This is a genomic window from Streptomyces sp. NBC_00466 (assembly GCF_041433995.1).
Classification (GTDB): Bacteria; Actinomycetota; Actinomycetes; order Streptomycetales; family Streptomycetaceae; genus Streptomyces.
Genome location: NZ_CP107896.1, coordinates 6,638,817 through 6,659,729, shown reverse-complemented (window position 1 = coordinate 6,659,729; position 20,913 = coordinate 6,638,817). Strand labels below are relative to the sequence as shown.

Genomic DNA, 20,913 nt, shown 5'->3' with positions numbered 1-20,913 from the left:
GCGCCCAACTGTCCAGGAGACCCGGGCAGGCCACCGGAGCGGTCAGACGAACACCACGCACGAGGCGGCGGCCACCTGCACGGAGCCGGAGCGGCTGGGAATCCCCGTCCTCGGGTCGATGTCGAACCAGGTCACGTCCCCCGAGTGCTCATTGGCCGCGTACAGCCGCCTCCCGCCGGGATCCACCACGAGGTCGCGCGGCCACCGGCCGCCGCAGCCCACCGTGGTGGTCAGGACGGGCTTCTCCCGGCTCTCGTCGACGGCGAGGACCGAGATGCTGTCCTGCCCCCGGTTCGCCGCCCAGACGAAGCGTCCGCCGGGTGCGACGGCCACCCCCGAGCCGTAGCTCTCCCCCACCGCGCCCCCGGGCAGCAGCGCGGTCCGGCCGGCCGGCTCCAGCGTGCCCGTCCCGGCGTCCCAGCGGCAGACCGTGAGCGTGGGCTCCAGCTCGTTCAGGACGTAGACATGCGTCCCCGCCGGGTGGAACGCCAGGTGGCGGGGACCGCTGCCGGGCCGCAGCGCGGTCTCTCCGTGCACCGTCAGCGCGCCCGTGACGCCGTCCAGCGCGCAGACCCGTACGGAGTCCGTCCCCAGGTCGACACTCAGCACCCAGCGCCCCGTGGGGTCCTGCTGCACCTGGTGTGCGTGCGGGCCCTCCTGGCGAGCCGGATCCGGTCCCCGGCCCTCGTGCCGCAGTACGGAGACGGGCGCGTCCAGTCCGCCGTCCGCGGCTCGGACCGGCAGCACGCTGACGCTTCCCGAGCTGTAGTTGGCCGTGACGACATGCCCGCCGGTGTGTACGAGGTGGGTGGGGTCGGCGCCGCCCACGGCGACCGGCACACCGATCATCCGGGGCCGGGCTCCGGTGATGTCGAAGGCCGCCGCCGCGCCCTTGCCGGTCTCGGATACGGCGTACAGGACCGAGCCGCCGGGGGCCGGGGCGAGGAACGAGGGGTTCGGCAGGGCGTCCGCCGCGCCCAGCAGGGTCAGCGCCCCCGCCGCGTCCACCGAAGCGGCGACGACCCCCGGTCCCCCCGCCGATGTGAACGACCCGATGAACGCCCGCCCGGCGCCTGTGGTGACCACCGTGCTCCCCCTCTCCGCCCGCGCCCGGTCCGTGCGTGGCCGGGCTCCGGCAGACGGTAGCAGGAAGGGTCTGGACCAATTCGCTCGCGCCGCCGCACGGTCAGGACAGCACGCGGCGGCGGAAGTTGCGCAGCCCGAGGGTGAGGAAGAGCGCACAGAATCCGGCGAGCACCGGATAGACGATGTACAGGCGCATGTGGGACAGGTCCGTGAAGCCGGCCCGCATCCCCTCGCTCATGTAGATCAGGGGGTTGACCAGGACCAGCACCTGGAGCCAGTGGAATCCGCCCACCTGCACGGAACCCAGCTTGGTCCACTGGTAGTACGTGCCGCCGAGGAAGACGAGCGGCAGCACGACGAAGCCGAACATCACGCCGATGTTCCTCGGCTCGAACGTGGTGCCCAGAAGCAGTCCGAGTGAGGTCATCGTGAGGCAGGACAGCGGGATCAGAGTGACCACGATCCACCAGTGGATGCTGAGTTGGGGGTGCACCCCGGGCGCGTGCACGACGGCCGCGATGGGCAGCACGATGACCGCCGAGATCAGCCCCTGGGCGGACCCGGACAGCACCCTCGCCGCCGCCACCAGCCAGATCGGGCACGGGGCCTGCACCCGGTCCTCGATCTCGCGGGTGAAGCCGAACTCCTGGGACATCTGGATGGCGACCGACTGAATGCCCTGGAACATGATCGCGATGGACACCACCCCCGGGACCAGCACGGTGGCGAACGCCGACTCCCCCCTGGCGCCGCCGCCCGATCCGATGCCCTGGCCGATGAGCGGGAACACGTACAGGAACACGAAGACCAGCAGGAACGGCTGCATGACGGTCCGGCCCGCGAACTCGCCGAAGTTCTTCATCAGCACGGTCAGATCCCGCTGGATCAGCGCGCTCAGCGCGGAGCGGCTGGAGGCCGCGGCCGACCGGGTGGGCCCTACGCCGATGGGGTGCCCGGACCCGCCCGCGGACGGGACGTCCCCGGGCGGCGGGACGGCACTCGATGCAGCCATCAGTCCCTCAACTCCTGTCCGGTCAGGCTGATGAACACCGTTTCCAGGGTGCTCTCGGCGATCGAGAGGTCGACCAGCTCGAACCCGCCGGCCTCCGCACTCGTGACGACCCGCGGCAGCAGCCGTTCGGCGCCCTTGACCTGGAGCTCGACGGCTCCGTCGACGAGCCGGGTGCGGACGACGCCGTGGATGTCGCTGTTCAGCCGGGCCGCCAGGCCCTCCTGGCTGCCGCTGGTGGCGACCGTGACCACGGCGTCGGCGCCGAGCCCCTGCTTGAGGGCCGCGGGCGTGTCCAGGGCGAGGATCCGCCCGTGATCGATGATCGCCACCCGGTCGCAGAGGTGGTCGGCCTCGTCCATGTTGTGCGTGGTGAGCAGAATCGTCTGGCCGTCGGCGATCAGCCCGTCCAGCGCCTCCCAGAGGGCCAGCCTCCCCTGCGGGTCCAGTCCGGCCGTCGGCTCGTCCAGGAACAGCACGGCGGGACGGTGGAAGATCGCGCGCGCCACCATCAGGCGCTGTGCCATCCCGCCGGACAGCGCGAACACCGACGCCTTGGCCCAGCGGGACAGATGGAACTGTTCGAGGAGTGCGTCGGCGGTACGGCGGGACTCCCGGCGCGGGATGCCGAACAGGAGACCGTGGAAGTAAAGGTTCTCCCACACCGTCAGCGAACGGTCCAGCGTGTTCTGCTGGCTCACGACGGCGATGAGCTGCTTGGCCAGCGTCGGTTCCGCGACCACGTCGATGTCACCGACGTACGCCGACCCCGCCGTCGGCACCACCCTGGCGGTCAGCATGCCGACGGTGGTGGTCTTGCCCGCCCCGTTGGGGCCGAGCAGTCCGAAGATCTCGCCCTGGCACACCCTGAGGTCGATTCCGTCCACCGCTGGGGCGGCCGACTTGCGGTACGCCTTGGTGAGCCCGGCAGCTCGGATGACGGTGGCGCTGCCGTGCGCCGGACTGCTCTGCTGCTCCCGGTCTGCGGGACGGGTCATCGTCTCGGCAGCGGCGGCACATGCAGGGGATGGGCGGACGCGTCGGCGAGCGCCAGCCGTTCCTGGTCCGCCTGGTACTCGGCCTGCTCCACCCGGCCGGCCAGCAGATCGGCGGGGCGGGGATGCCGGGCGTGGTCCGCCGGGGCCCCCTGGGTCCCGAAGCGGTGTGCGACGTAGCTGCCGATGGCCCTGGCCGAGCCTGTCACCAGCCGTATGAGGTGTCTGAACACGGTGAGGATCGCTGTGGACATACCGCATCTCCTTTCAGGACCGCCGGCCCGCGCGCCCGGGGGGGGTACGCGGGGCGGATTCACGGCGCGTGTCCATGAGGGCGGCCGGCTGGCACCGGTCCGGCCGGACAGCCGCACGCCGCCCTGAAAGTCGTGGATCAGCCTGATGTGCAACCCCGTTGCCTCCGTTCGACGGATTCGGCGGGAGCATCAGGCACTGACATCTCTCATGGAACCACGCAAGTCGGTCCCCGGCATCCGGCGTCGCTCCGGGCCGGGTCAGGGCCCGTCCGGCGGCGGCCCGGAGCACAACGCGGCCGCCCCGGCCGGCGGGATGCCGGCCGGGGCGGCCAGGGTGCGGGACGGCGGCCGTCAGCCGCAGGGGCGGCCGGCCGGACGGACGTCAGCCGAGCGTCGCGATGGCCTGGTTGAAGGTCGCCGACGGGCGCATGACGGCCGAGGCCTTCTCCGGGTCGGGCTGGTAGTAGCTGCCGATGTCGGCCGGGGAACCCTGGACCGCGATCAGCTCGCCGACGATGGTCTGCTCCTGCTCACCGAGCGTCTTGGCGAGCGCCGAGAACGCCCCGGCGAGCTGGGCGTCGTCGGTCTGCGCGGCCAGCTCCTGGGCCCAGTAGAGCGCCAGGTAGAAGTGGCTGCCGCGGTTGTCGATGCCGCCGAGCTTGCGGCTCGGCGACTTGTCCTCGTTGAGGAACGTGCCGGTCGCGCGGTCGAGCGTGTCCGCGAGGACCTGGGCGCGTGCGTTGCCCGTCGTCTGCGCGAGGTGCTCGAAGCTGACCGCCAGCGCGAGGAACTCACCCAGGCTGTCCCAGCGCAGGTAGTTCTCCTTGACGAGCTGCTGGACGTGCTTCGGCGCGGAACCGCCGGCGCCCGTCTCGAACAGGCCGCCGCCGTTCATGAGCGGGACGACGGAGAGCATCTTCGCGCTCGTGCCCAGCTCAAGGATCGGGAACAGGTCGGTCAGGTAGTCGCGCAGCACGTTGCCGGTGACGGAGATCGTGTCCTCGCCGCGGCGGATGCGCTCCAGGGAGAACGCGATGGCGTCCGCCGGCGTCATGATCTCGATCTGCAGACCGTCGGTGTCGTGCTCGGGGAGGTACGCCTTGACCTTGGCGATCAGGGCGGCGTCGTGCGCGCGTCCCTCGTCGAGCCAGAACACGGCCGGGGTGCCGGTCGCGCGGGCGCGGGTCACCGCGAGCTTGACCCAGTCCTGGATCGGCAGGTCCTTGGTCTGGCACATGCGCCAGATGTCACCGGCGCTGACGGCGTGCTCCAGTACGGCGTTGCCCTGGCCGTCGAGGACCCGCACCGTGCCGGTGACCGGGATCTCGAAGGTCTTGTCGTGACTGCCGTACTCCTCGGCCTTCTGCGCCATCAGACCGACGTTGGGCACGGAGCCCATCGTCGACGGGTCGTAGGCACCGTTGGCGCGGCAGTCGTCGATGACGACCTGGTAGATCCCGGCGTAACTGCTGTCCGGGATGGTCGCCAGGGTGTCGGCCTCGCCGCCGTCCGGGCCCCACATGTGGCCGGAGGTGCGGATCATGGCCGGCATGGACGCGTCGACGATGACATCGCTCGGCACATGCAGGTTGGTGATGCCGCGGTCGGAGTCGACCATCGCCAGGGACGGGCCGTCGGCCAGCTCGGCCTCGAAGGACTCCTTGATCTTCGCGCCCTCGGGCAGCCCCTCCAGGCCCTTGAGGATGCCGCCGAGACCGTCGTTCGGGGTCAGCCCGGCGGCGGCGAGTGCCGCACCGTGCTCGGCGAACGTCTTCGGGAAGAAGGCGCGCACCACGTGGCCGAAGATGATCGGGTCGGAGACCTTCATCATCGTGGCCTTCAGGTGCACCGAGAAGAGCACGTCCTCGGCCTTGGCGCGGGCGATCTGCGCCGTGAAGAACTCACGGAGCGCGGCCACGCGCATCACCGAGGCGTCGACGACCTCGCCGGCCAGTACGGGTACCGACTCGCGCAGGACGGTGGTGGTGCCGTCGTCCCCGGCCAGCTCGATACGGAGCGAGCCGTCGTCGCCGATGACGGCGGACTTCTCGGTGGAGCGGAAGTCGTCGGCGTCCATGTGGGCGACGTTCGTCTTCGAGTCGGACGACCAGGCGCCCATCCGGTGCGGGTGCGCCTTGGCGTAGTTCTTCACCGACGCCGGGGCGCGGCGGTCCGAGTTGCCCTCGCGCAGCACCGGGTTGACGGCGCTGCCCTTGACCTTGTCGTACCGGGCGCGGACGTCCTTGTCCTCGTCGGTCTGCGGGTCGTCCGGGTAGTCCGGCAGCGCGTAGCCCAGCTTCTGCAGCTCCGCGATGGCGGCCTTCAGCTGGGGGATGGACGCCGAGATGTTCGGCAGCTTGATGATGTTCGCGCCGGGCGTCCTGGCCAGCTCACCGAGCTCGGCGAGTGCGTCCTCGACCCGTCGGCTCTCGTCAAGACGATCGGGGAAACTGGCGATGATCCGCCCCGCGAGAGAGATGTCACGGCTCTCCACGGTCACACCGGCCGTCGAGGCGTACGCCTGGATCACCGGCAGGAACGAATACGTCGCCAGGGCCGGGGCCTCGTCGGTATGTGTATAGATGATGGTCGAGTCAGTCACCGGGTGCTCCGCTCCACGTCTGCAACATTGCTCGACATCAAGATATCTCCTGAGCGCCCCCCTCTCGACAGGGCCCCGCCCCGGGACGGCGGAGCCGCACGCATCAGGCCGCGGGCGCGGGCGGCCCGGACGTACGACCGGCTCTCCCCCAGCACCGCTGCGGCCCGGCCCTGGTCCGGTCCCGGCCTCGCGGGTCTCCCGGAACCGCACCCCTCAGCCGGCTGCGTCGCACCGCCGGTACACGTGGGCCTTTTCGCCCGCCGGGCTCACGTCCCGGTCGCGAAGCGTGACCGACAGCTTCCTGCCCCAGGAGTGGCAGGCCCGGTCGAAGTCCTTGGCGCCGTACTCGATGTCGAAGGCCCTGCCCCGGTAGGCGTCGGCGAAGTCGGTGCACTCCTGGAAGCGGCCGCACTCCTCGACGACGGCGAAGTCGAACCCGATGTGCACGCGCCGGTCCAGCAGGTCGGTGGTGTTCTTCTGGGCGATGGCCAGACCCCGCCGGTGCGCCCGCTCGGCCAGCAGCCGGGCGAAGGACGCCGCGTCGTCGGCGGTGAGGAGGTGGTCCGAGCGCTCGTACGAGTCGAGGTTGTCGGGTTCCACCGCGTCGAACCCGGCTTCGGCGCAGCCGTCGATCCAGCGGCCGACGATGCCCAGGAGTTTCTCGCGCTTGGCGGCGCCTGAGATGTCGAGGAGGGGCTCCTGCCAGTCCTCGTCGACGACCGGCTTGCCGTGGCGGTCGTGCAGCAGCAGGTCGGGGTGGTGCTTCTGCCACCAGCCGATCGCGCCACCCGGCTGCGACTGGAAGGCGTTGACGTAACAGATGTTGTAGAGCCCCGGTGCGGGGTCCGCGGTGCGGTCGCGGGAGACCGCCCGCACCCCGGCCGGCGGCCGGTACGGCCCGCCCAGCTGGTAGTCGAAGGACGCCCGGGCCGGGGGCTTGCGGACGCCGCCGTCGCGGGCGGAGGGCGAAGCGGCCGGGGCGGACCCAGTGGGATCGTCGGCGGGGGCGCCGGAGGAGCATCCGGCGGCGAGGACCATCAGCAGTGGGGCGAGAACACGGGCGGCACGGCGGAACACGGCAGGCACGCAAGGACTTTCGGGAGGGGGCGGGGGAAGGCGATTGGATCATGGAAGCCGCCCCTGCGGCGAACGGACCTCTCAGAGCCCGGCGCCGTCCATCGCCTCCAGCACCTTGTCGGCGGTGATCGGGAGCGAGCGCACCCGGACGCCGGTGGCGTGGTAAAAGGCGTTACCGATCGCCGCGGCCGTGCCGACAATGCCGATCTCGCCGATGCCCTTGCTGCCCATCGGATTGAGGTGCTCGTCCTGCTCCTCGATCCAGTGCGCCTCGATGTCGCGGATGTCGGCGCAGACGGGTACGTGGTACGAGGCGAGATCGCACTCCACGAAGGCACCGGACGCGGGATCGACAGTGCTGCCCTCGGTGAGAGCCATCCCGATGCCCATCACCATGCCACCGATGAACTGAGCCTTGGCCGTACGGGAGTTGAGGATGTGTCCGGCCGCGTACACGCCGAGCATCCGCCGGACCCGGACCTCGCCCGTCACCGTGTCCGCCGCCACCTCCGCGAAGTGGGCCCCGAAGGCGTGCCGGGCATAGGGCACCGGCTCTCCGGCCTGGCCGCTGGTGTCGGCGGTGGCGTCCAGGCCGTCGGCCGGGACCTCTCCCTCGTGTTCCCCGAGCCGCGCCGCGAGCGAGGTGCAGGCCTGGTGGACCGCCCAGCCCCAGGACGCGGTGCCCGATGAACCGCCGGCGAGGGAGGCGCTGGGCAGATCGCTGCTGCCGATGTCGACGGCCACCCGGGCCAGCGGTGCGTGCAGCACGTCGGCGGCGATCTGCGCCAGGACCGTACGGGCGCCCGTGCCGATGTCGGTGGCGTTGATCCGTACCAGGAAGGTGCCGTCGGGCGCCGCGTGCGCGGTCGCCCGGGACGGGGAGACCAGGACGGGGTAGGTCGCGGCGGCGACACCGGTTCCGACCAGCAGCGCGCCGTCGCGCCGTACCCCCGGGCGCGGATCCCGGTCGTTCCAGCCGAAGCGGCGCGCGCCTTCCCGCAGGCACTCGGTGAGATGCCGGCTGCTGAACGGGAGGCCGCTGTCCGGCTCGGTGTCCGGCTCGTTCCGCAGCCGCAGTTCCACCGGGTCCAGGCCGGCCGCGACGGCGAGTTCGTCCATCGCGGATTCCAGCGCGTACATGCCGGGAGTCTCGCCGGGCGCCCGCATCCAGGAGGGACTCGGCACGTCGAGGGCCGCGACGCGATGGGTCGTCAGGCTGTGCGGTGAGCGGTACATGACCCGCCCGGGAACGGCGGCCTGCTCAACGAACTCCGTGATCCGCGAAGTGTGCGTGATCGCCTCGTGCGCCAGGGCGGTGATGACACCGTCGTCGCCCGCCCCCAGCCGCACCCGTTGCAGGGTGGGGGCGCGGTGCCCGACCAACGCGGGCATCTGCCGCCGGGGAAGGGCCAGCGTCACGGGGCGCCCGGTGTGCAGGGCTGCCATGACGGCGAGCACCACCTGGGGACGCGGGGTGCCCTTGGACCCGAACCCGCCGCCGACGTGCTGGGAGACGACCGTGATGTCGCGCTCCGGCACGGCGAACACTGTGGCGAGGGCCTCGCGGACGGCTGTCGCACCCTGGCTGGAGTCGTGCACGGTCAGATGACCGCCGGTCCACTCGGCGGTGCTGGCGTGCGGCTCCATGGGGTGGTTGTGCAGCGGGGAGACGGTGTACGACACGTCGATGCGGACCGGAGCCGAGGCGTGCGCGGTGGCGAAGTCACCGCGCGCCCGGTCCGCGGGGTAGCCGCCGTTGACGGCCTCCGGCGCGTAGATCGCGGGGTCGCCGGCCTTCAGGACGGACTCGTGGGAGTCCCTCTCGTACTCCACCCGCACGGCGTGCGCCGCGGCCCGGGCCCCCGCGAGGGTCTCGGCCACGGCGAGAGCGACAGGCCAGCCGTAGTGCGGCACCCGGTCGTTCTGCAGAACGGCGAGGGCCGGGTCGTCGGTGGCGCCAAGCCGGGGCGCGTTCTCGCTGGTGAGCACGGCGACGGTGCCGGGCAGCGCCAGGGCGTCCTCGGTGTGTACGGCACCGACCCGGCCCGAGGCGATCGCGGCCGGGACCGGCCAGGCGTGCAGACGGCCCGAAGGGGCGTGCTCGGCCGCGTAGGCCGCTGCGCCGGTGACTTTCGCCCGGCCTTCGCGGCGGCTGACGGGGGCGCCCGTCATGGGCACTTCGGACACGGGCCATGCGGTCAGTGGCAGTCGGGGGTTCACAGGGTGCTCTCCTCCTCAGCCGCGGTCCGCGAGACGGGCCAGGGTGTCGACCGCCAGACGGCGGGCGAGCCTCACCTTGAACGCGTTGCCGGACAGCGGTGCGGCCTGTGCCAGTTCGGCCTCGGCGGCGCGCAGATAGGTGTCCGCACCGGCCGGTGCTCCGACGAGGAGCGCCTCGGCGGTCACCGCGCGCCAGGGTTTGTGCGCGACGCCGCCGAAGCAGAGGCGCGCGTAGCGGATCAGCCCGTCGTCGCCGACGGCCAGCACGGCGGCGACGGAGACGAGCGCGAAGGCGTACGAGGACCGGTCGCGCGCCTTGCGGTACGCGGAGGGCATCCCCCCGGACGACGCCGGGACCACCACCGAGGTGATCAGTTCTCCGGGCCGGATGACGGTGTCCTGCTGGGGGCGGTCGCCGGGGAGGCGGTGGAAGTCGGCCACGGGGACCGTCCGTTCGCCTCCGGGGCCGACGAGTTCGACTTCGGCGTCGAGGGCCGCCAGGGCGACCGCCATGTCGGAGGGGTGAGTGGCCACGCAGTGCGCGGAGTGGCCGAGCACCGCGTGGTCGCGGTTGACGCCGTCGACGGCCCCGCAACCGGAGCCCGGTTCGCGCTTGTTGCACGGCTGCCCGGTGTCCTGGAAGTACGGGCAGCGGGTCCGCTGGAGGAGGTTGCCCCCGGTGGTGGCCATGTTGCGGAGCTGGCCCGACGCACCGGACAGCAGGGCCTGGGCCAGGACGGGCAGGTCGCGGCGCACCGCCGGATGCGCGGCGAGATCGCTGTTGCGCACGGTCGCCCCGATCCGGAGCCCACCACCGGGAAGTTCGCTGACGGTGTCCAGGGGCAGCCCGCTGACGTCGACGAGGGTGCCGGGGGTCTCCACACCGAGCTTCATGAGGTCGACGAGATTGGTACCGCCGCCGAGGAAGCGGGCGTCCGGCAGCGAGAGGAAGTGGTGCACGGCGTCCTCGGTGCTGCGGGCCCTGACGTAACCGAACGGCTTCACGCGACCACGTCCCCGACGGCTTCGACGATACGGGGGTAGGCGCCGCACCGGCACAGATTGCCGCTCATCCGCTCCCGGATCTCGTCCGGGGTGAGTTCGGCGGGTCCCTCGTCGGCGAGGTCGGCCGCCGCCGTGACATGGGAGGGGTGGCCCGCGGCGGCTTCGGCCAGCACGCCGACCGCCGAGCAGATCTGCCCCGGGGTGCAGTAGCCGCACTGGAATCCGTCCCGGTCCAGGAATGCCTCCTGGACGGGGTGCGGGGCGCCCGCGGAAGCGAGGCCCTCGATGGTGGTGATGGGGGTGTCCTGGTGGGCGACGGCCAGCAGCAGGCAGCTGTTGGCCCGGCGTCCGCCGACCAGTACCGTGCAGGCGCCGCACTGCCCGTGGTCGCAGCCTTTTTTCGCACCCGTGAGCCCGATCTCGTCCCTGAGGGCGTCCAGGACCGTGGTGCGGTGGTCCAGTTCCAGGGTGTGCGCCATCCCGTTGACCCGCAGGGTCACGGTCGACCACGCGGGCGTCTTCCCTGCCGGGTCGTGCGGCCGGGGCCGTCCGGTGCTCGGCTGCATCCGTGCTTCACACCCTTTCTGCTCTGCGGTGGGTCGCGGATCGGTCGGTGCGGCCTGCGGATGCGCAGGTACCCGGATCCACTCGCTGGATCCGGCACCCGCGCCGAACGGCCGCCGCTCCCACTTGATGCCACGGAGCCACCGCATGCCACTGGACGCGGTCCGTGCGGGGCACGCGCCCGGGATCACGGGGGTACGCACGGGGGCAGCCGCAAGCCATCCCGTACGTACGTGGCGCGGTCCCGGTACGTACGGGGTGCTCTCGGTGGCGTACCGCTCGGCCCGAGCCACCCCGTCGCGCGGCCTCCGCCCACTGCTCCGACTCAGGCCGGAACGGTGAACTCCCGCAGGATCTCGATCACCTCGCCGTCGGAGGTCTGGTCGAACTCCAGGTACCACTGGCCCACCGCCTGGAAGAGTTCCGGCTGCTGCAGGCAGATCACCTCGTCGGCCTCCTGGCGCAGCGCCGCGATGCCGTCGGCCGCGCCCACGGGGACCGCCAGGAGCAGACGTTCGGGTGCCTGCCGGCGCAGGTGGCGTACGGCCGCGCGTGCCGTGACGCCGGTGGCGAGTCCGTCGTCGACAAGGATCACGGTCCGGCCACCGCACACCAGCGAGGGCCTGCCGTGCCGGTAGAGGTCTTCCCGACGGTGGAGTTCGGTGCGCTCGTCGGCGACGGTGGGCGCGAGCGCGTCTTCGCTCAGGCCGAGCCACTGCAGGGACCGCGAGTCGAACAGGGGCGGGTCGTCGTCGGCGATCGCTCCGACCCCTGTCTCCGGGTGTCCCGGTACGCCGATCTTGCGGACGACGAGCACATCCAGCGGCGCTTTCAGGGCCCGGGCGACCTCCGCCGCGACGGGCACACCGCCCCGTGGAAGCGCCAGCACCAGGGGGCGGAGGATGTCGCCGGCGGCCGCCGCTGTGAGGAGCTCCGCGGCGAGGTCCCGCCCGGCTTCCCGGCGGTCACGGAATCGCATGATCCTTCCTCTCTTCCGTAGCTGCGACGGCTCCGGCAGTTACGGCTCTCAATGATCGTGCGCCGGTGTCACATCCCGGTGGGCCAGGTCTCCTTCTCGCCGGCGCCCAGCAGAGCCCCGTGGAGCGGGGCGAGGGCTTGGCTGCGGTCGAGGAAGACGAAGGCGTCGTAGCGTTCGCCGAGCACGGTGGGGACGTAGTTTCCCCGATTCTCGGGATCGGGCCGGTAGACCACTCCGATGGCACGGTGGTCCCGCTCCTCGTCGAACCAGTCGGGGCTGTGACCGGCGGGCACCGCGTAATGGACGCCCTCCGGGAAGACGAACAGTCCCGCGCCGCCGGGAAGTGCCCGGTGCAGCAGTTCCTCCACACTGTCCGTCCGCGCGGGAGGTACGCGCATCATGCTCGGGGCGTCCCCCCAGTGGTCGGCGGCGACCACCGTTCCGTCGTAGGAGCCGAAACCGACCAGCACGACGCCTTCCGTGGCATGGCGTTCGCGAACGATCTGGCCGAGATTCACCACTCCGGCCGCGGGCATGTCGGTGGCCCGTGCGTCTCCGACATGGGTGTTGTGTGCCCACACCACAGCCTTCGCATCGGGACCGTGGTGCTCCATGAGCCGGTCGAGGGTGTCGGCCATGTGGTGATCACGGATGTTCCAGGACTCCGGACCACCACCCACCATGGCCCGGTAGTAGCGTTCGGCGCCGGCCAGCACCTCCGCGTTCTGCCGAGCGGCGAATTGCGCGAAGCTGCCATCGGCCGCCTCGGCGTCCTCCATGGACTGTCTCAACTGCACCAGCAGGGCGCGTACTTCGGGCTCGCAACCGGACGGCGCGACCCGGGTGGCGTGCGCGTAGGAGCGGGGATCCCCGGCGTACGGCTCGAAGCAGCGGTAGGCCTCCAGCGCGCCCGCCAGTCCGGCCGGGGCGTGTGCGTCGAGGTAGCCGATCACGGCGTCCAGCGACTCCCACAGGGAGTAGACGTCCAGGCCGAAGAATCCAACGGGCGAACTACCCGTCGGCAGGCCGATGTTGTGCCCACGCAGCCACCGGGCGAAGCGGAGCACATTGGTGTTGGCCCACATCCAGGTCGGCCAGCGGCCGAACTCCATCAGCGCGTCGAACGGGTCATCGGGGGCGCCCGGCGCCGCCGTGACCGAGCGGTGAACGGCCTGGCAGTCCGGCCAGTCACCCTCCACCGCGACGAAGGAGAAGCCCTTCTCCTCGATCAGCCGACGCGTCAGGACCGCCCGCCAGCGGTAGTAATCGGCACTGCCGTGGGAGGCCTCCCCCAGCAGCACGTACCGTGCGTCGCCGATCCGCTCCAGCAACGGGCCGAACGACGCGGAGCCGGTCAGCGGCTGGGCCCTCTCACGGGCCCGGTCCACCTGGGGCTTCGTGTCCGACCACCTGGAGGCCATGGCCGTTCCCTTTCGCACAGACAGCGCGCTGGGCTCACGACCCAGTCTGGCGCCACCTCGCACCCATAGTCCAACGCTCCGGAGCCACCCAAGTCCCTTCCGGATCCCCCAAAAATATTCGAACAGACGAGCGATGTCTCACGTCACCGCGCCGGGCGGACAGGTGGAGTCACCTCTCCACCGACGCGCGGGAGAGTCGGGACGGGACAGGCACCGGGGGGCACTCGCGGTGCGCGATTGGCCGAGTCGTGATCCGGTCCCGGCGGCCCCCTCATGGGCTCACCGGGCAGGCGCGTTGTCCGGTTCCGGGCGCTGCCGATCCGGCATCTCGGCCTCCAGGATCCGCATGGCGCGTGGCACGACCACACCGCGGCCGGTGACGAACCACAGGGCGAGCAGCACGATCCCGGGCAGCTGCGAGGTGAGCCCGGACCGGACGATGGCCCCGGCCGGCAGGCTGTAGATCACGACGATCCGCAGCACGGATTCGACGAGCAGGACCACCCCGAGCCCCGCGGTCAGGCCACGGTAGACCGTCCGGAACCGCCGGGAGCGGCACCAGGCACGCTCGAACGCCTCGCCACGGACCGGGTCCCCCTCGGTCGCCACCGGCTTGAGCGCGACGCGCATGAGCGGCTGCTTCGACCAGGCCGTCGCGAGCACGTAGACACCGGCCGCCCCCGGGTAGATCGAGCTTCGAGCGAGCACGAACCGCGGATCGCCACTGATCGAGGAGATGACGACAGAGGCCCCCACCTCGATCAGGACCAGCAGCGCGAACCGGTCGAGGCCGGGTCCGGCCCCGCCCCTCAGGCGACTCCGTACGAGGTCGCCGCAGATGATCGCGGCGGCCACGGCGGAGGCCACGACCATGCACGCGACGTCGGCCAGGCCGGCTGCGTGGCAGCCGAGCAGGGCCGCGATCGGTACGGCCGCCGACACGGCACCCAGCCGCCACCGGTACCGCGCGGACCCGATCGTTCCGGCCACGGCCTTCGCCGCCACGAGGGTGCCGCCGACGGTCAGCCGCAGGGGGGCGGACAGGCCGGTGGGCGCGAGCACCATCAGCGCGATGACGGGAAGGAGGATGTCGACGAAGGCGTTGGCGAGCACGGCCAGCGGCATCAGAATCCTGGCGCGGGTTCCGGCATCAGGCACTGGGGGTCTCCTCGGGACGTTCGTCGCGGTCGGCGGCGTACGCGGCCGACCTACGCAGCGCCGCGCCCGCCGGCACCCGCATGCCGCGCCCCGCCTCGCGCGCCTCGGCCTCCGCGCCCGAGCCGCGCAGCCCCTTCCCGGGGCACGGGCCGGCCAGTCCCACGCCGACGACGACATACATCTGCCCACCACTTTCCATCACCCGCTAAGTATCTTAGTTACTAAGATAGCGAGAGGCTAAGTTACATTGAGGCCATGACGCAAGACGGATCGGCCGAGGCGGCCACGGCAGCCACCCTGCTCGGTCGCGAGTTCGCCAGTGCGGTGGTCAACTTCCACGAAACCGTCGGCAAACTGATGGGACTGCGCGCGAGCGAGCGGAAATGCCTCGACACACTCATGCGGCTCGGTCCGGTCACAGCGGGCACCATTGCGGAGCACACGGGTCTGACCAGCGGAGCTGTGACCGGGCTCGTCGACCGGCTGGAGAGCGCGGGCTACGCGCGCCGCACCCGCGACCCCGGCGACCGCCGGAGGGTGCTCATCGAGCTGGTGCCCAACGAGCGACTGAACGCTCTGCAGGCAGCCGTCTTCGGCCCGTTCGGGGCGGACATGGGGTCGACCACGGCCGGGTACGACGAGGCAGAGCTGCGCGCGATCCTGAGCTGGATCCGCAAGGCCACGGATGTACTGATCGCCAACACCGCGCGGGTCTCCGAGATGGAGGGGCTGAAGTAAGGCGCGTACGCCTGAACCTGTACTTCGTCGGCGCGAACACCTGGGGCGCCCGCTCGCTAGGCTGTGCGAATGGTCGATCCGAAGAGCCTGACCAGTACTGCGGGTTACGCCGATGCCGCCGATGCGCTCGTCGAGCAGTACGAGAGCGTGTCCTTCGCCGACGTCCACCGTGATGTGCTGCATCTTTTCCCCTCCCGGCCGAGCGTGGTCCTGGACATCGGCGCGGGCAGCGGGCGCGATGCCGCCGCACTGGCCGGCCAGGGGCACCGAGTCCTCGCCGTCGAGCCCACTGCCGAGCTGCGCTCGCTGGGTCAGCAGGTCCACGCCGGCCAGGCCATCGAGTGGATCGACGACTCACTGCCGGAGCTGCGGGTGCTTCGCGGCCGGGACCAGCGTTTCGACCTGATCCTGCTGACGGCCGTGTGGATGCATCTGGACGGTCTACAGCGGGAGTCGGCGATGGAGGGCATCGCCGGTCTGCTCGCGGCCGGGGGGCAGGTGGTCCTGTCCTTGCGGCACGGTCCGATCCCAGCGGGGCGGCGGATGTTCGACGTATCGCCGGATGAGACGGTGCGGCTCGCCCGCGGCCATGGGCTGAGCCTGGTGCATCTCAGCGAGCACGAGGATCCCCATGGGCGGTCAGGCGTGCGGTGGAGTTGTCTGGGGCTGAGGTAGGCCGTTCGTTCCGCGGCGAACGTCACCAAGTGTTGCCGTGGACCGACAACGCAACTCCCTTAGCCCGGGCGGGTATCCACGCATGGAATACTTCGTGGATTGTTCGTGATGGGGGGATGCCGGGTGCGTAAAAAGCATGTGCGCGCGATGTTGGGGAAAATAGCAAACGGGGAACGAGTGGTGATCGCCCGCTCGGCGGGGTCGATCGGGGGTTTCGCTCAACTCGCCTTCATCGCCGAGCAGTTCGGCTACGCGTACGCCGGAGCGGGGTTCGGAGGACTCAAGTCCGAGCAGCTCATGCTGGAACTCGTGCCTGACCCGAGCCCCGAGGCACAGGCACGCGCCGACCGGAACCGTGCGCTGTATCCGAACGCGGACGACGGGGTTTCACTGCCTCCCCCGGTACGCGAGGAGGTCGAGTTGCTCAAGGCCCGCATCTCCTTCGACCTCGCCAGCCAGTACACGGCCAAGCAGCGGCTGGCGCTGGGACTTCCCCTGGCGACGGTGTTGACTGCGGCCCCCTGCGTCCGGTTCGGCCTGCACAGCACCGCCGCCCTCGTCGCGGGCCTCCTCTGGGCCGCATTCATGCTCCTCGTACCTGTCGGGCTCGCGTCCGTCCGACGCAAACGCGACAGGTACGGCGCCCGGTTGCGGGCCGCAGGCTTCATACCGGTTACCGACAAGCTCGGCCGGATGAGGTACGTCTCGCCGGGCGGACAGCTGCCCGGCCGTGGCAACCCGGCCACCTGAGACCCCGTCCAGCACGGCGAGGTTGCGGAGGCGTTGTAGCAGCGCATGCGGTGGCTGCGGACCCAGGGCCTCGACACTGAACCGCGCGGACCCCATCGGCCGGCCGTACACCAGCTCGTTGAGCGACATCTCAACGTCACAACAGGGAACCGTCACCACGAACGTCAGAAAACCCTCGTCGTAACGTTGCGAGACGGCCTCACCCCATCGGCCGGGTGCACACTCCGCACCGCGGTGCGGGCAGAAGAACCTCTCCACGCCGGAACCGCACCGGACCAATTCGACACCGTGGCGCCACTTGGCTTCCAGCCCACGGCAGGCATCGCCGTCGGGAAGCATCCGCGACAACGCGGCCGCAGCGCGATCCGCCGCGCCCTCGACAGGCCGAAAGTACGGATCAGTCGGAATCTCCGTCAGGCCGTTGCCACTCATTGGCCCCCGCTTCCCCGTACCTCGGCGCACCCCTCGCCCACCAACCCGGCACACCTGTCCGGAGCACGCGGGTTGACCAGACGGACGTGCCGGAGTCGGGAGACTGGTGGGACGCGGCGTATCTGATGCTGTGGGGCTCCAATGTGCCGGTCACGCGCACACCGGACGCGCACTGGATGGCCGAGGCGCGCTACCGGGGCCAGAAGGTCGTGGTCGTCTCGCCCGACTACGCGGACGCGACGAAATTCGCCGACGAGTGGCTGCTCTCGGCTTCGCGGCCCAGTACGTGGCCACCTTCGACCGCAGCCGGCGACGCTGCCTGTACCCGACGTACTACACCGACGGCGACACCCGCCGCCGGGGAGCCTCGCTGGCCCGCGTCAAGTCCCTCTACCGCGACCACGGCTGGCTCCCGCCCGAGGACGAGCTGCCCGACTACCTCCCCCTGATGCTGGAGTTCGCCGCGCGCGCCCCGGCGGCCGGTGTCCCGCTGCTGTCCGAGTACCGGGCCGCTCTGGAGGTGCTGCGCTTCGCCCTGCTCGCGTACCGCAGCCCGTACGCCGATCTCCTCCAGGCCGTCTGCCACTGCCTGCCGGGGGCATCGCCGGCCAGCAGGGAGGCGGCCCTCAGGCTCGCCCGCAACGGGCCACCGGCAGAGAGCGTGGGCCTGGAGCCGTTTCCCGCACAACCGGCACCGAACGGCCAAGGAGCCCGCCGATGACCCACTTCCACATCGCACTGTGGGGTGTCCTGCCCTACCTCGTCGCTGTCCTCCTCGCCGGGGGCACGGCCTGGCGCTACCGCTACGACCGGTTCGGATTCGCCACCCGCTCCAGCCAATTGCACGAGAGCCGGCTGCTGCGGACCGGCGGACCGCTCTTCCACTACGGCCTGCTCTTCGTGATCGCCGGACACATCGCCGGACTGCTGGTCCCCGAGTGGCTCACCGACCGGCTGTACGTCGACGATGAGCTGTACCACGCGAACGCACTGATCGTCGGAGGTGCGGCGGGCCTGGCGACCGCGGTGGGGCTCGCCATCCTCCTGTACCGCAGACTGCGTGTTCCGGCGGTGCGGGCGGCGACCAGCCGCGGCGACCGGGTCGTCCACCCGCTGCTCGCCACGGTGATCCTCGCGGGCCTGACCGCCACGGCCTCCGGGATGGCTGCCGGCTCCTACGACTACCGGCTCGGTGTCTCGCTGTGGTTCCGCAGCCTGTTCACCCTCGATCCGGACGTAACGGCCATGGCCCACGCACCGCTCATCTACCAGGTGCACGCCCTGCTCGCCATGGCCCTGTTCGCCCTGTGGCCCTTCAGCCGCCTGGTGCACGCCTTCACCGCTCCGGTCGGCTATCTCGTGCGCCCGTACGTCGTCTACCGCTCCCGCACCCCGTCCACGCCGTACCGCCACCCGGCGATCGCTGCGGTACGGACGGGCAACGGCCGGACCGGGCGCCGCGCTCCTGCTCATGCGCCGGATCCGGTCAGTCCAGGACGGGCAGACCCCTGAACACACCCGGATCCGCAGCGACACCGAACCGCTAGGGACCGCGGCTGAGGACGCCGATGACCAGGACCGACCCCTTGTCGCCGATCCGGTCGAGGGTCTCCCGGAACCTTCGGCCGTTGTCCGGCCGGCTCTCGCACGGGTGGGGGGCATCGGCAGACCAGGCGTCGCCCGACTGCGGGGCGGCGGCACGGTCAGGGTCAGTGGTGTGCGTTGCGTACATCAATGTTCCTTTTGTGAGGCCCCTCGTTGCATCCCTATGGTGGGGCTACGCACTAATCGTAAGTATGCGAAGGAGCGACATGCCGGTCCAGCGTCTCAACCACGCCGTGCTCTACGTCCGCGACGTCGAACGCAGCGTCGCCTTCTATACCGATCTACTGAGCTTCCGCACCGTATTCCGCGTCCACGCCGACGGCGGCAAGGTGCCCGAGGGCGCGTTCCTGCAGGCCGAGGATTCGACCAACGACCACGACTTGGCCTTCCTCCAGATCGAGGGCCCGGCTTCCCCGCAGAGCCCCGGCCGGCGCCCCGGGCTCGCACACCTGGCGTGGGAGGTGGACACCCTGGCCGAGTTCCAGCAGATCCGCGGCAAGCTGCTGCAAGCAGGCTCGCTGGCCTACGAGTTGGACCACGGCACCACCAAATCACTGTACGCCCGCGACCCGGACGGCCTGGAGTTCGAAGTCTGCTGGCTGGTACCCGCCGAAAGGATCAGCGAGGTGGCCCCCGTGGCCTTCGCACCGCTCGACCTGGACGCGGTCATCGCCCAGTTCGGCGCCGACCTCCCAGGCGGGACCGGCATCTCCGCGCCGGCCCACGTCTGAACCAGCAAACGCCGCCTTCCGACCCCGGCGGGCCATCGCGCCCGGCCCGCCGGGGCCCCTCAAGGGCGCACCCGGCCCGCAGGAGGCGCGTCACCATGCCATCCGCAGATCAATGGCCGACGATACGGCTACCGACCGCCCAGCAGGTGACGGGTGATCATGTCGACCAGTTCGTTCTCCCGTCGCTCGGCCTGGACGGCCCACGGGCCCGCCGTGAACGTGTGCGTGTTCATCTCGACGGTGGACACGCTCATTCCGGCGGCCACGTCGAGATCCCGCACGCGGCCCGCGGCATGCCTGTACGTTCCGTCGAACAGGGCGCGCGTGGTGTCGAGGCGGAAGGCCGCGGTATTCAGGGGGAGGCCCGACATCTTCGCCCCGGTTCAGCTGCCTGGCCCTGCGTGTTCGCCAAGTCAGCCGTCCGGTGCGTGCTACCTGGCCCACGGAATGTTGTCGCCGAACGTCCAGCCCTTGGCGCCATCCCAGTTGAGGGACCACGTCATGAGCCCCTTGAGACCGTTGTCGTAAGTGTTCCACGCCTGCGCCACCTGCCCGGTCGTCATGTACCCGCCGCCCGCACCCGGCTGCGCGGGCAGTCCCGGCACCTGCTTGTCGTAGGGGACCTTGATCGTGGCGCCCTGGACGACGAGCCCCTTGTTCAGGCAGTCCGTCTGCGCGGTGAAGCCTTCGACCGTCCCGGCGGAGTACGAGTCACCGGAGCAGCCGTACATGCTGCCGTTGTAGTACTGCATGTTCAGCCACCAGAGCCTGCCGTTGTCCGCGTACTTCTTCACGATGGGCAGATACGCGCCCCAGATCGAGCCGTAGGTGACGCTGCCCCCGGTGACGTATGCCGTCTCGGGTGCCATCGTCAGACCGAAGTTCGACGGCATCCGGGCGAGCACGCCGTCGATGATGCGGATGAGGTTGGACTGGGAGGCCGAGAGCTGGTTGATGTTGCCGCTGCCGGTGAGTCCGGTCTCGATGTCGATGTCGATGCCGTCGAAGTTGTACTGCTTCAGGATCGGCACCACGGTGTCCACGAACCGGTCGGCGACCGCGGTGGAGTTCAGGTCGATACCGGCGGTCGCGCCGCCGATGGACATCAGCGTCGTGAGGCCGGAGGCTTTGGCCTGGCACATCTCGGCCGGGGTCGGGACCTTCACCGTCGAGTCCATCCCGTCCTCCCACAGGGCGGTGCCGTCGGAGCGGATGACCGGGAAGGCCGCGTTGATCACGTTGTAACCGTGGGCGGGGATACGGGGGTCGGTGATCGGAATCCAGCCGAGCGGCGGGTGCACACCGTTGGCGGCTCCGTCCCAGTTCTCCCAGTAGCCCTGGAGCACCTTGCCCGCGGGCTTCGACTTGACCGCGCAGGTGTCAACGGCCTGCGGGCCGGCGGGCGCGGCGGCGACCAGCATCTGCACGATGGCCGCCGTCGCGAGACCGACCCCCAGAAGACGTGCGGTCCGACCGATCATGTCGTGTCCCTTCCTGGCCCAACGAACAGACGGAGCATGGACGTCACGCACCTGGCACACACCTGTCACGCACCCAGGCACAAGCGATGTCACGTACCTGTCAAAGTAAAGTGGTCCAGACCTGCGGTCAA

22 protein-coding genes and 1 pseudogene are annotated in these 20,913 nt (G+C 70.8%); 7 read left to right on the top strand and 16 right to left on the bottom strand.

Going from position 1 to position 20,913, the window contains the following annotated elements; all coding sequences use genetic code 11:
* Window positions 1–42: 42 nt before the first annotated feature.
* The 13 genes from OG210_RS29885 to OG210_RS29825 form a co-directional block, all read right to left on the bottom strand.
* Window positions 43–1,086, bottom strand: a complete 1,044-nt coding sequence (locus OG210_RS29885; protein WP_371539636.1) for a lactonase family protein — start codon at window positions 1,084–1,086, stop codon at window positions 43–45.
* A gap of 100 nt (window positions 1,087–1,186) precedes the next feature.
* On the bottom strand, window positions 1,187–2,098 hold the full coding sequence (locus OG210_RS29880; RefSeq protein ID WP_328323925.1) for an ABC transporter permease: 912 nt from the start codon (window positions 2,096–2,098) through the stop codon (window positions 1,187–1,189).
* Window positions 2,098–3,093, bottom strand: coding sequence for an ATP-binding cassette domain-containing protein (locus OG210_RS29875; protein ID WP_328323927.1), 996 nt, complete (start codon window positions 3,091–3,093; stop codon window positions 2,098–2,100). The genes OG210_RS29880 and OG210_RS29875 overlap by 1 nt, the downstream gene beginning before the upstream one ends.
* On the bottom strand, window positions 3,090–3,344 hold the full coding sequence (locus tag OG210_RS29870) for a hypothetical protein (RefSeq protein WP_328323929.1): 255 nt from the start codon (window positions 3,342–3,344) through the stop codon (window positions 3,090–3,092). The genes OG210_RS29875 and OG210_RS29870 overlap by 4 nt, the downstream gene beginning before the upstream one ends.
* A 382-nt stretch (window positions 3,345–3,726) precedes the next feature.
* On the bottom strand, window positions 3,727–5,946 hold the full coding sequence (locus OG210_RS29865; RefSeq protein WP_328323931.1) for an NADP-dependent isocitrate dehydrogenase: 2,220 nt from the start codon (window positions 5,944–5,946) through the stop codon (window positions 3,727–3,729).
* A gap of 213 nt (window positions 5,947–6,159) precedes the next feature.
* Window positions 6,160–7,032, bottom strand: a complete 873-nt coding sequence (locus tag OG210_RS29860; RefSeq protein ID WP_328323933.1) for an endo alpha-1,4 polygalactosaminidase — start codon at window positions 7,030–7,032, stop codon at window positions 6,160–6,162.
* A 72-nt stretch (window positions 7,033–7,104) separates the two neighbouring features.
* On the bottom strand, window positions 7,105–9,195 hold the full coding sequence (locus OG210_RS29855; protein WP_371540539.1) for a xanthine dehydrogenase family protein molybdopterin-binding subunit: 2,091 nt from the start codon (window positions 9,193–9,195) through the stop codon (window positions 7,105–7,107).
* Window positions 9,196–9,258: 63 nt separating this feature from the next.
* Window positions 9,259–10,248, bottom strand: a complete 990-nt coding sequence (locus OG210_RS29850; protein ID WP_328323935.1) for a xanthine dehydrogenase family protein subunit M — start codon at window positions 10,246–10,248, stop codon at window positions 9,259–9,261.
* Window positions 10,245–10,814 (bottom strand): 2Fe-2S iron-sulfur cluster-binding protein, encoded by a 570-nt coding sequence (locus OG210_RS29845; RefSeq protein ID WP_371539631.1) that lies wholly within the window; start codon window positions 10,812–10,814, stop codon window positions 10,245–10,247. Before OG210_RS29845 ends, OG210_RS29850 begins: the two co-directional genes overlap by 4 nt.
* Before the next feature lie 323 nt (window positions 10,815–11,137).
* Window positions 11,138–11,791 carry a phosphoribosyltransferase gene (locus OG210_RS29840; RefSeq protein ID WP_371539628.1) on the bottom strand — a complete coding sequence of 218 codons (654 nt, stop codon included), beginning with the start codon at window positions 11,789–11,791 and terminating at the stop codon, window positions 11,138–11,140.
* 68 nt (window positions 11,792–11,859) lie between these two features.
* Window positions 11,860–13,212, bottom strand: coding sequence for an erythromycin esterase family protein (locus tag OG210_RS29835; protein ID WP_371539625.1), 1,353 nt, complete (start codon window positions 13,210–13,212; stop codon window positions 11,860–11,862).
* Between the two features lie 279 nt (window positions 13,213–13,491).
* Window positions 13,492–14,370: a VC0807 family protein gene (locus OG210_RS29830; protein WP_328323943.1), complete on the bottom strand. Its 879-nt coding sequence runs from the start codon at window positions 14,368–14,370 to the stop codon at window positions 13,492–13,494.
* Window positions 14,363–14,551: a hypothetical protein gene (locus tag OG210_RS29825; protein WP_371539622.1), complete on the bottom strand. Its 189-nt coding sequence runs from the start codon at window positions 14,549–14,551 to the stop codon at window positions 14,363–14,365. The genes OG210_RS29830 and OG210_RS29825 overlap by 8 nt, the downstream gene beginning before the upstream one ends.
* Window positions 14,552–14,625: 74 nt before the next feature.
* Here OG210_RS29825 and OG210_RS29820 point away from each other — a divergent pair, with 74 nt between their 5' ends.
* The 6 genes and pseudogenes from OG210_RS29820 (at window position 14,626) to narI (ending at window position 18,477) form a co-directional block, all read left to right on the top strand.
* Window positions 14,626–15,108, top strand: coding sequence for a MarR family transcriptional regulator (locus OG210_RS29820; protein ID WP_328323948.1), 483 nt, complete (start codon window positions 14,626–14,628; stop codon window positions 15,106–15,108).
* A gap of 69 nt (window positions 15,109–15,177) precedes the next feature.
* Window positions 15,178–15,783 (top strand): class I SAM-dependent methyltransferase, encoded by a 606-nt coding sequence (locus tag OG210_RS29815; protein WP_328323950.1) that lies wholly within the window; start codon window positions 15,178–15,180, stop codon window positions 15,781–15,783.
* Between the two features lie 180 nt (window positions 15,784–15,963).
* On the top strand, window positions 15,964–16,533 hold the full coding sequence (locus OG210_RS29810; protein WP_371539619.1) for a hypothetical protein: 570 nt from the start codon (window positions 15,964–15,966) through the stop codon (window positions 16,531–16,533).
* Window positions 16,534–17,036: 503 nt separating this feature from the next.
* Window positions 17,037–17,228 (top strand): annotated as a pseudogene (locus tag OG210_RS29805) (molybdopterin-dependent oxidoreductase); the annotation flags it as partial.
* Window positions 17,222–17,686 (top strand): nitrate reductase molybdenum cofactor assembly chaperone, encoded by a 465-nt coding sequence (gene narJ, locus OG210_RS29800; RefSeq protein WP_371539616.1) that lies wholly within the window; start codon window positions 17,222–17,224, stop codon window positions 17,684–17,686. The pseudogene OG210_RS29805 and the gene narJ, both read left to right, overlap by 7 nt.
* Window positions 17,683–18,477, top strand: coding sequence for a respiratory nitrate reductase subunit gamma (gene narI / locus OG210_RS29795; protein WP_328323956.1), 795 nt, complete (start codon window positions 17,683–17,685; stop codon window positions 18,475–18,477). The genes narJ and narI overlap by 4 nt, the downstream gene beginning before the upstream one ends.
* Window positions 18,478–18,508: 31 nt before the next feature.
* Here the strand turns inward: narI and OG210_RS29790 are convergent, their stop codons facing one another.
* The gene (locus OG210_RS29790) at window positions 18,509–18,697 is read right to left on the bottom strand and encodes a hypothetical protein (RefSeq protein ID WP_328323958.1); all 189 of its coding nucleotides are present in this window, start codon (window positions 18,695–18,697) and stop codon (window positions 18,509–18,511) included.
* 79 nt (window positions 18,698–18,776) lie between these two features.
* On the opposite strand from OG210_RS29790, the gene OG210_RS29785 reads away from it, so the two are divergent.
* Entirely contained in the window at window positions 18,777–19,301 is a 525-nt protein-coding gene (locus tag OG210_RS29785) for a VOC family protein (protein WP_328323960.1), read from the top strand.
* A 128-nt stretch (window positions 19,302–19,429) separates the two neighbouring features.
* Here OG210_RS29785 and OG210_RS29780 read toward each other — a convergent pair whose 3' ends face one another.
* Window positions 19,430–19,672, bottom strand: a complete 243-nt coding sequence (locus OG210_RS29780) for a hypothetical protein (RefSeq protein WP_328323963.1) — start codon at window positions 19,670–19,672, stop codon at window positions 19,430–19,432.
* Between the two features lie 60 nt (window positions 19,673–19,732).
* Complete coding sequence (locus tag OG210_RS29775; protein WP_328323965.1) at window positions 19,733–20,782, bottom strand: chitinase; 1,050 nt, start codon at window positions 20,780–20,782, stop codon at window positions 19,733–19,735.
* Window positions 20,783–20,913: the final 131 nt, after the last annotated feature.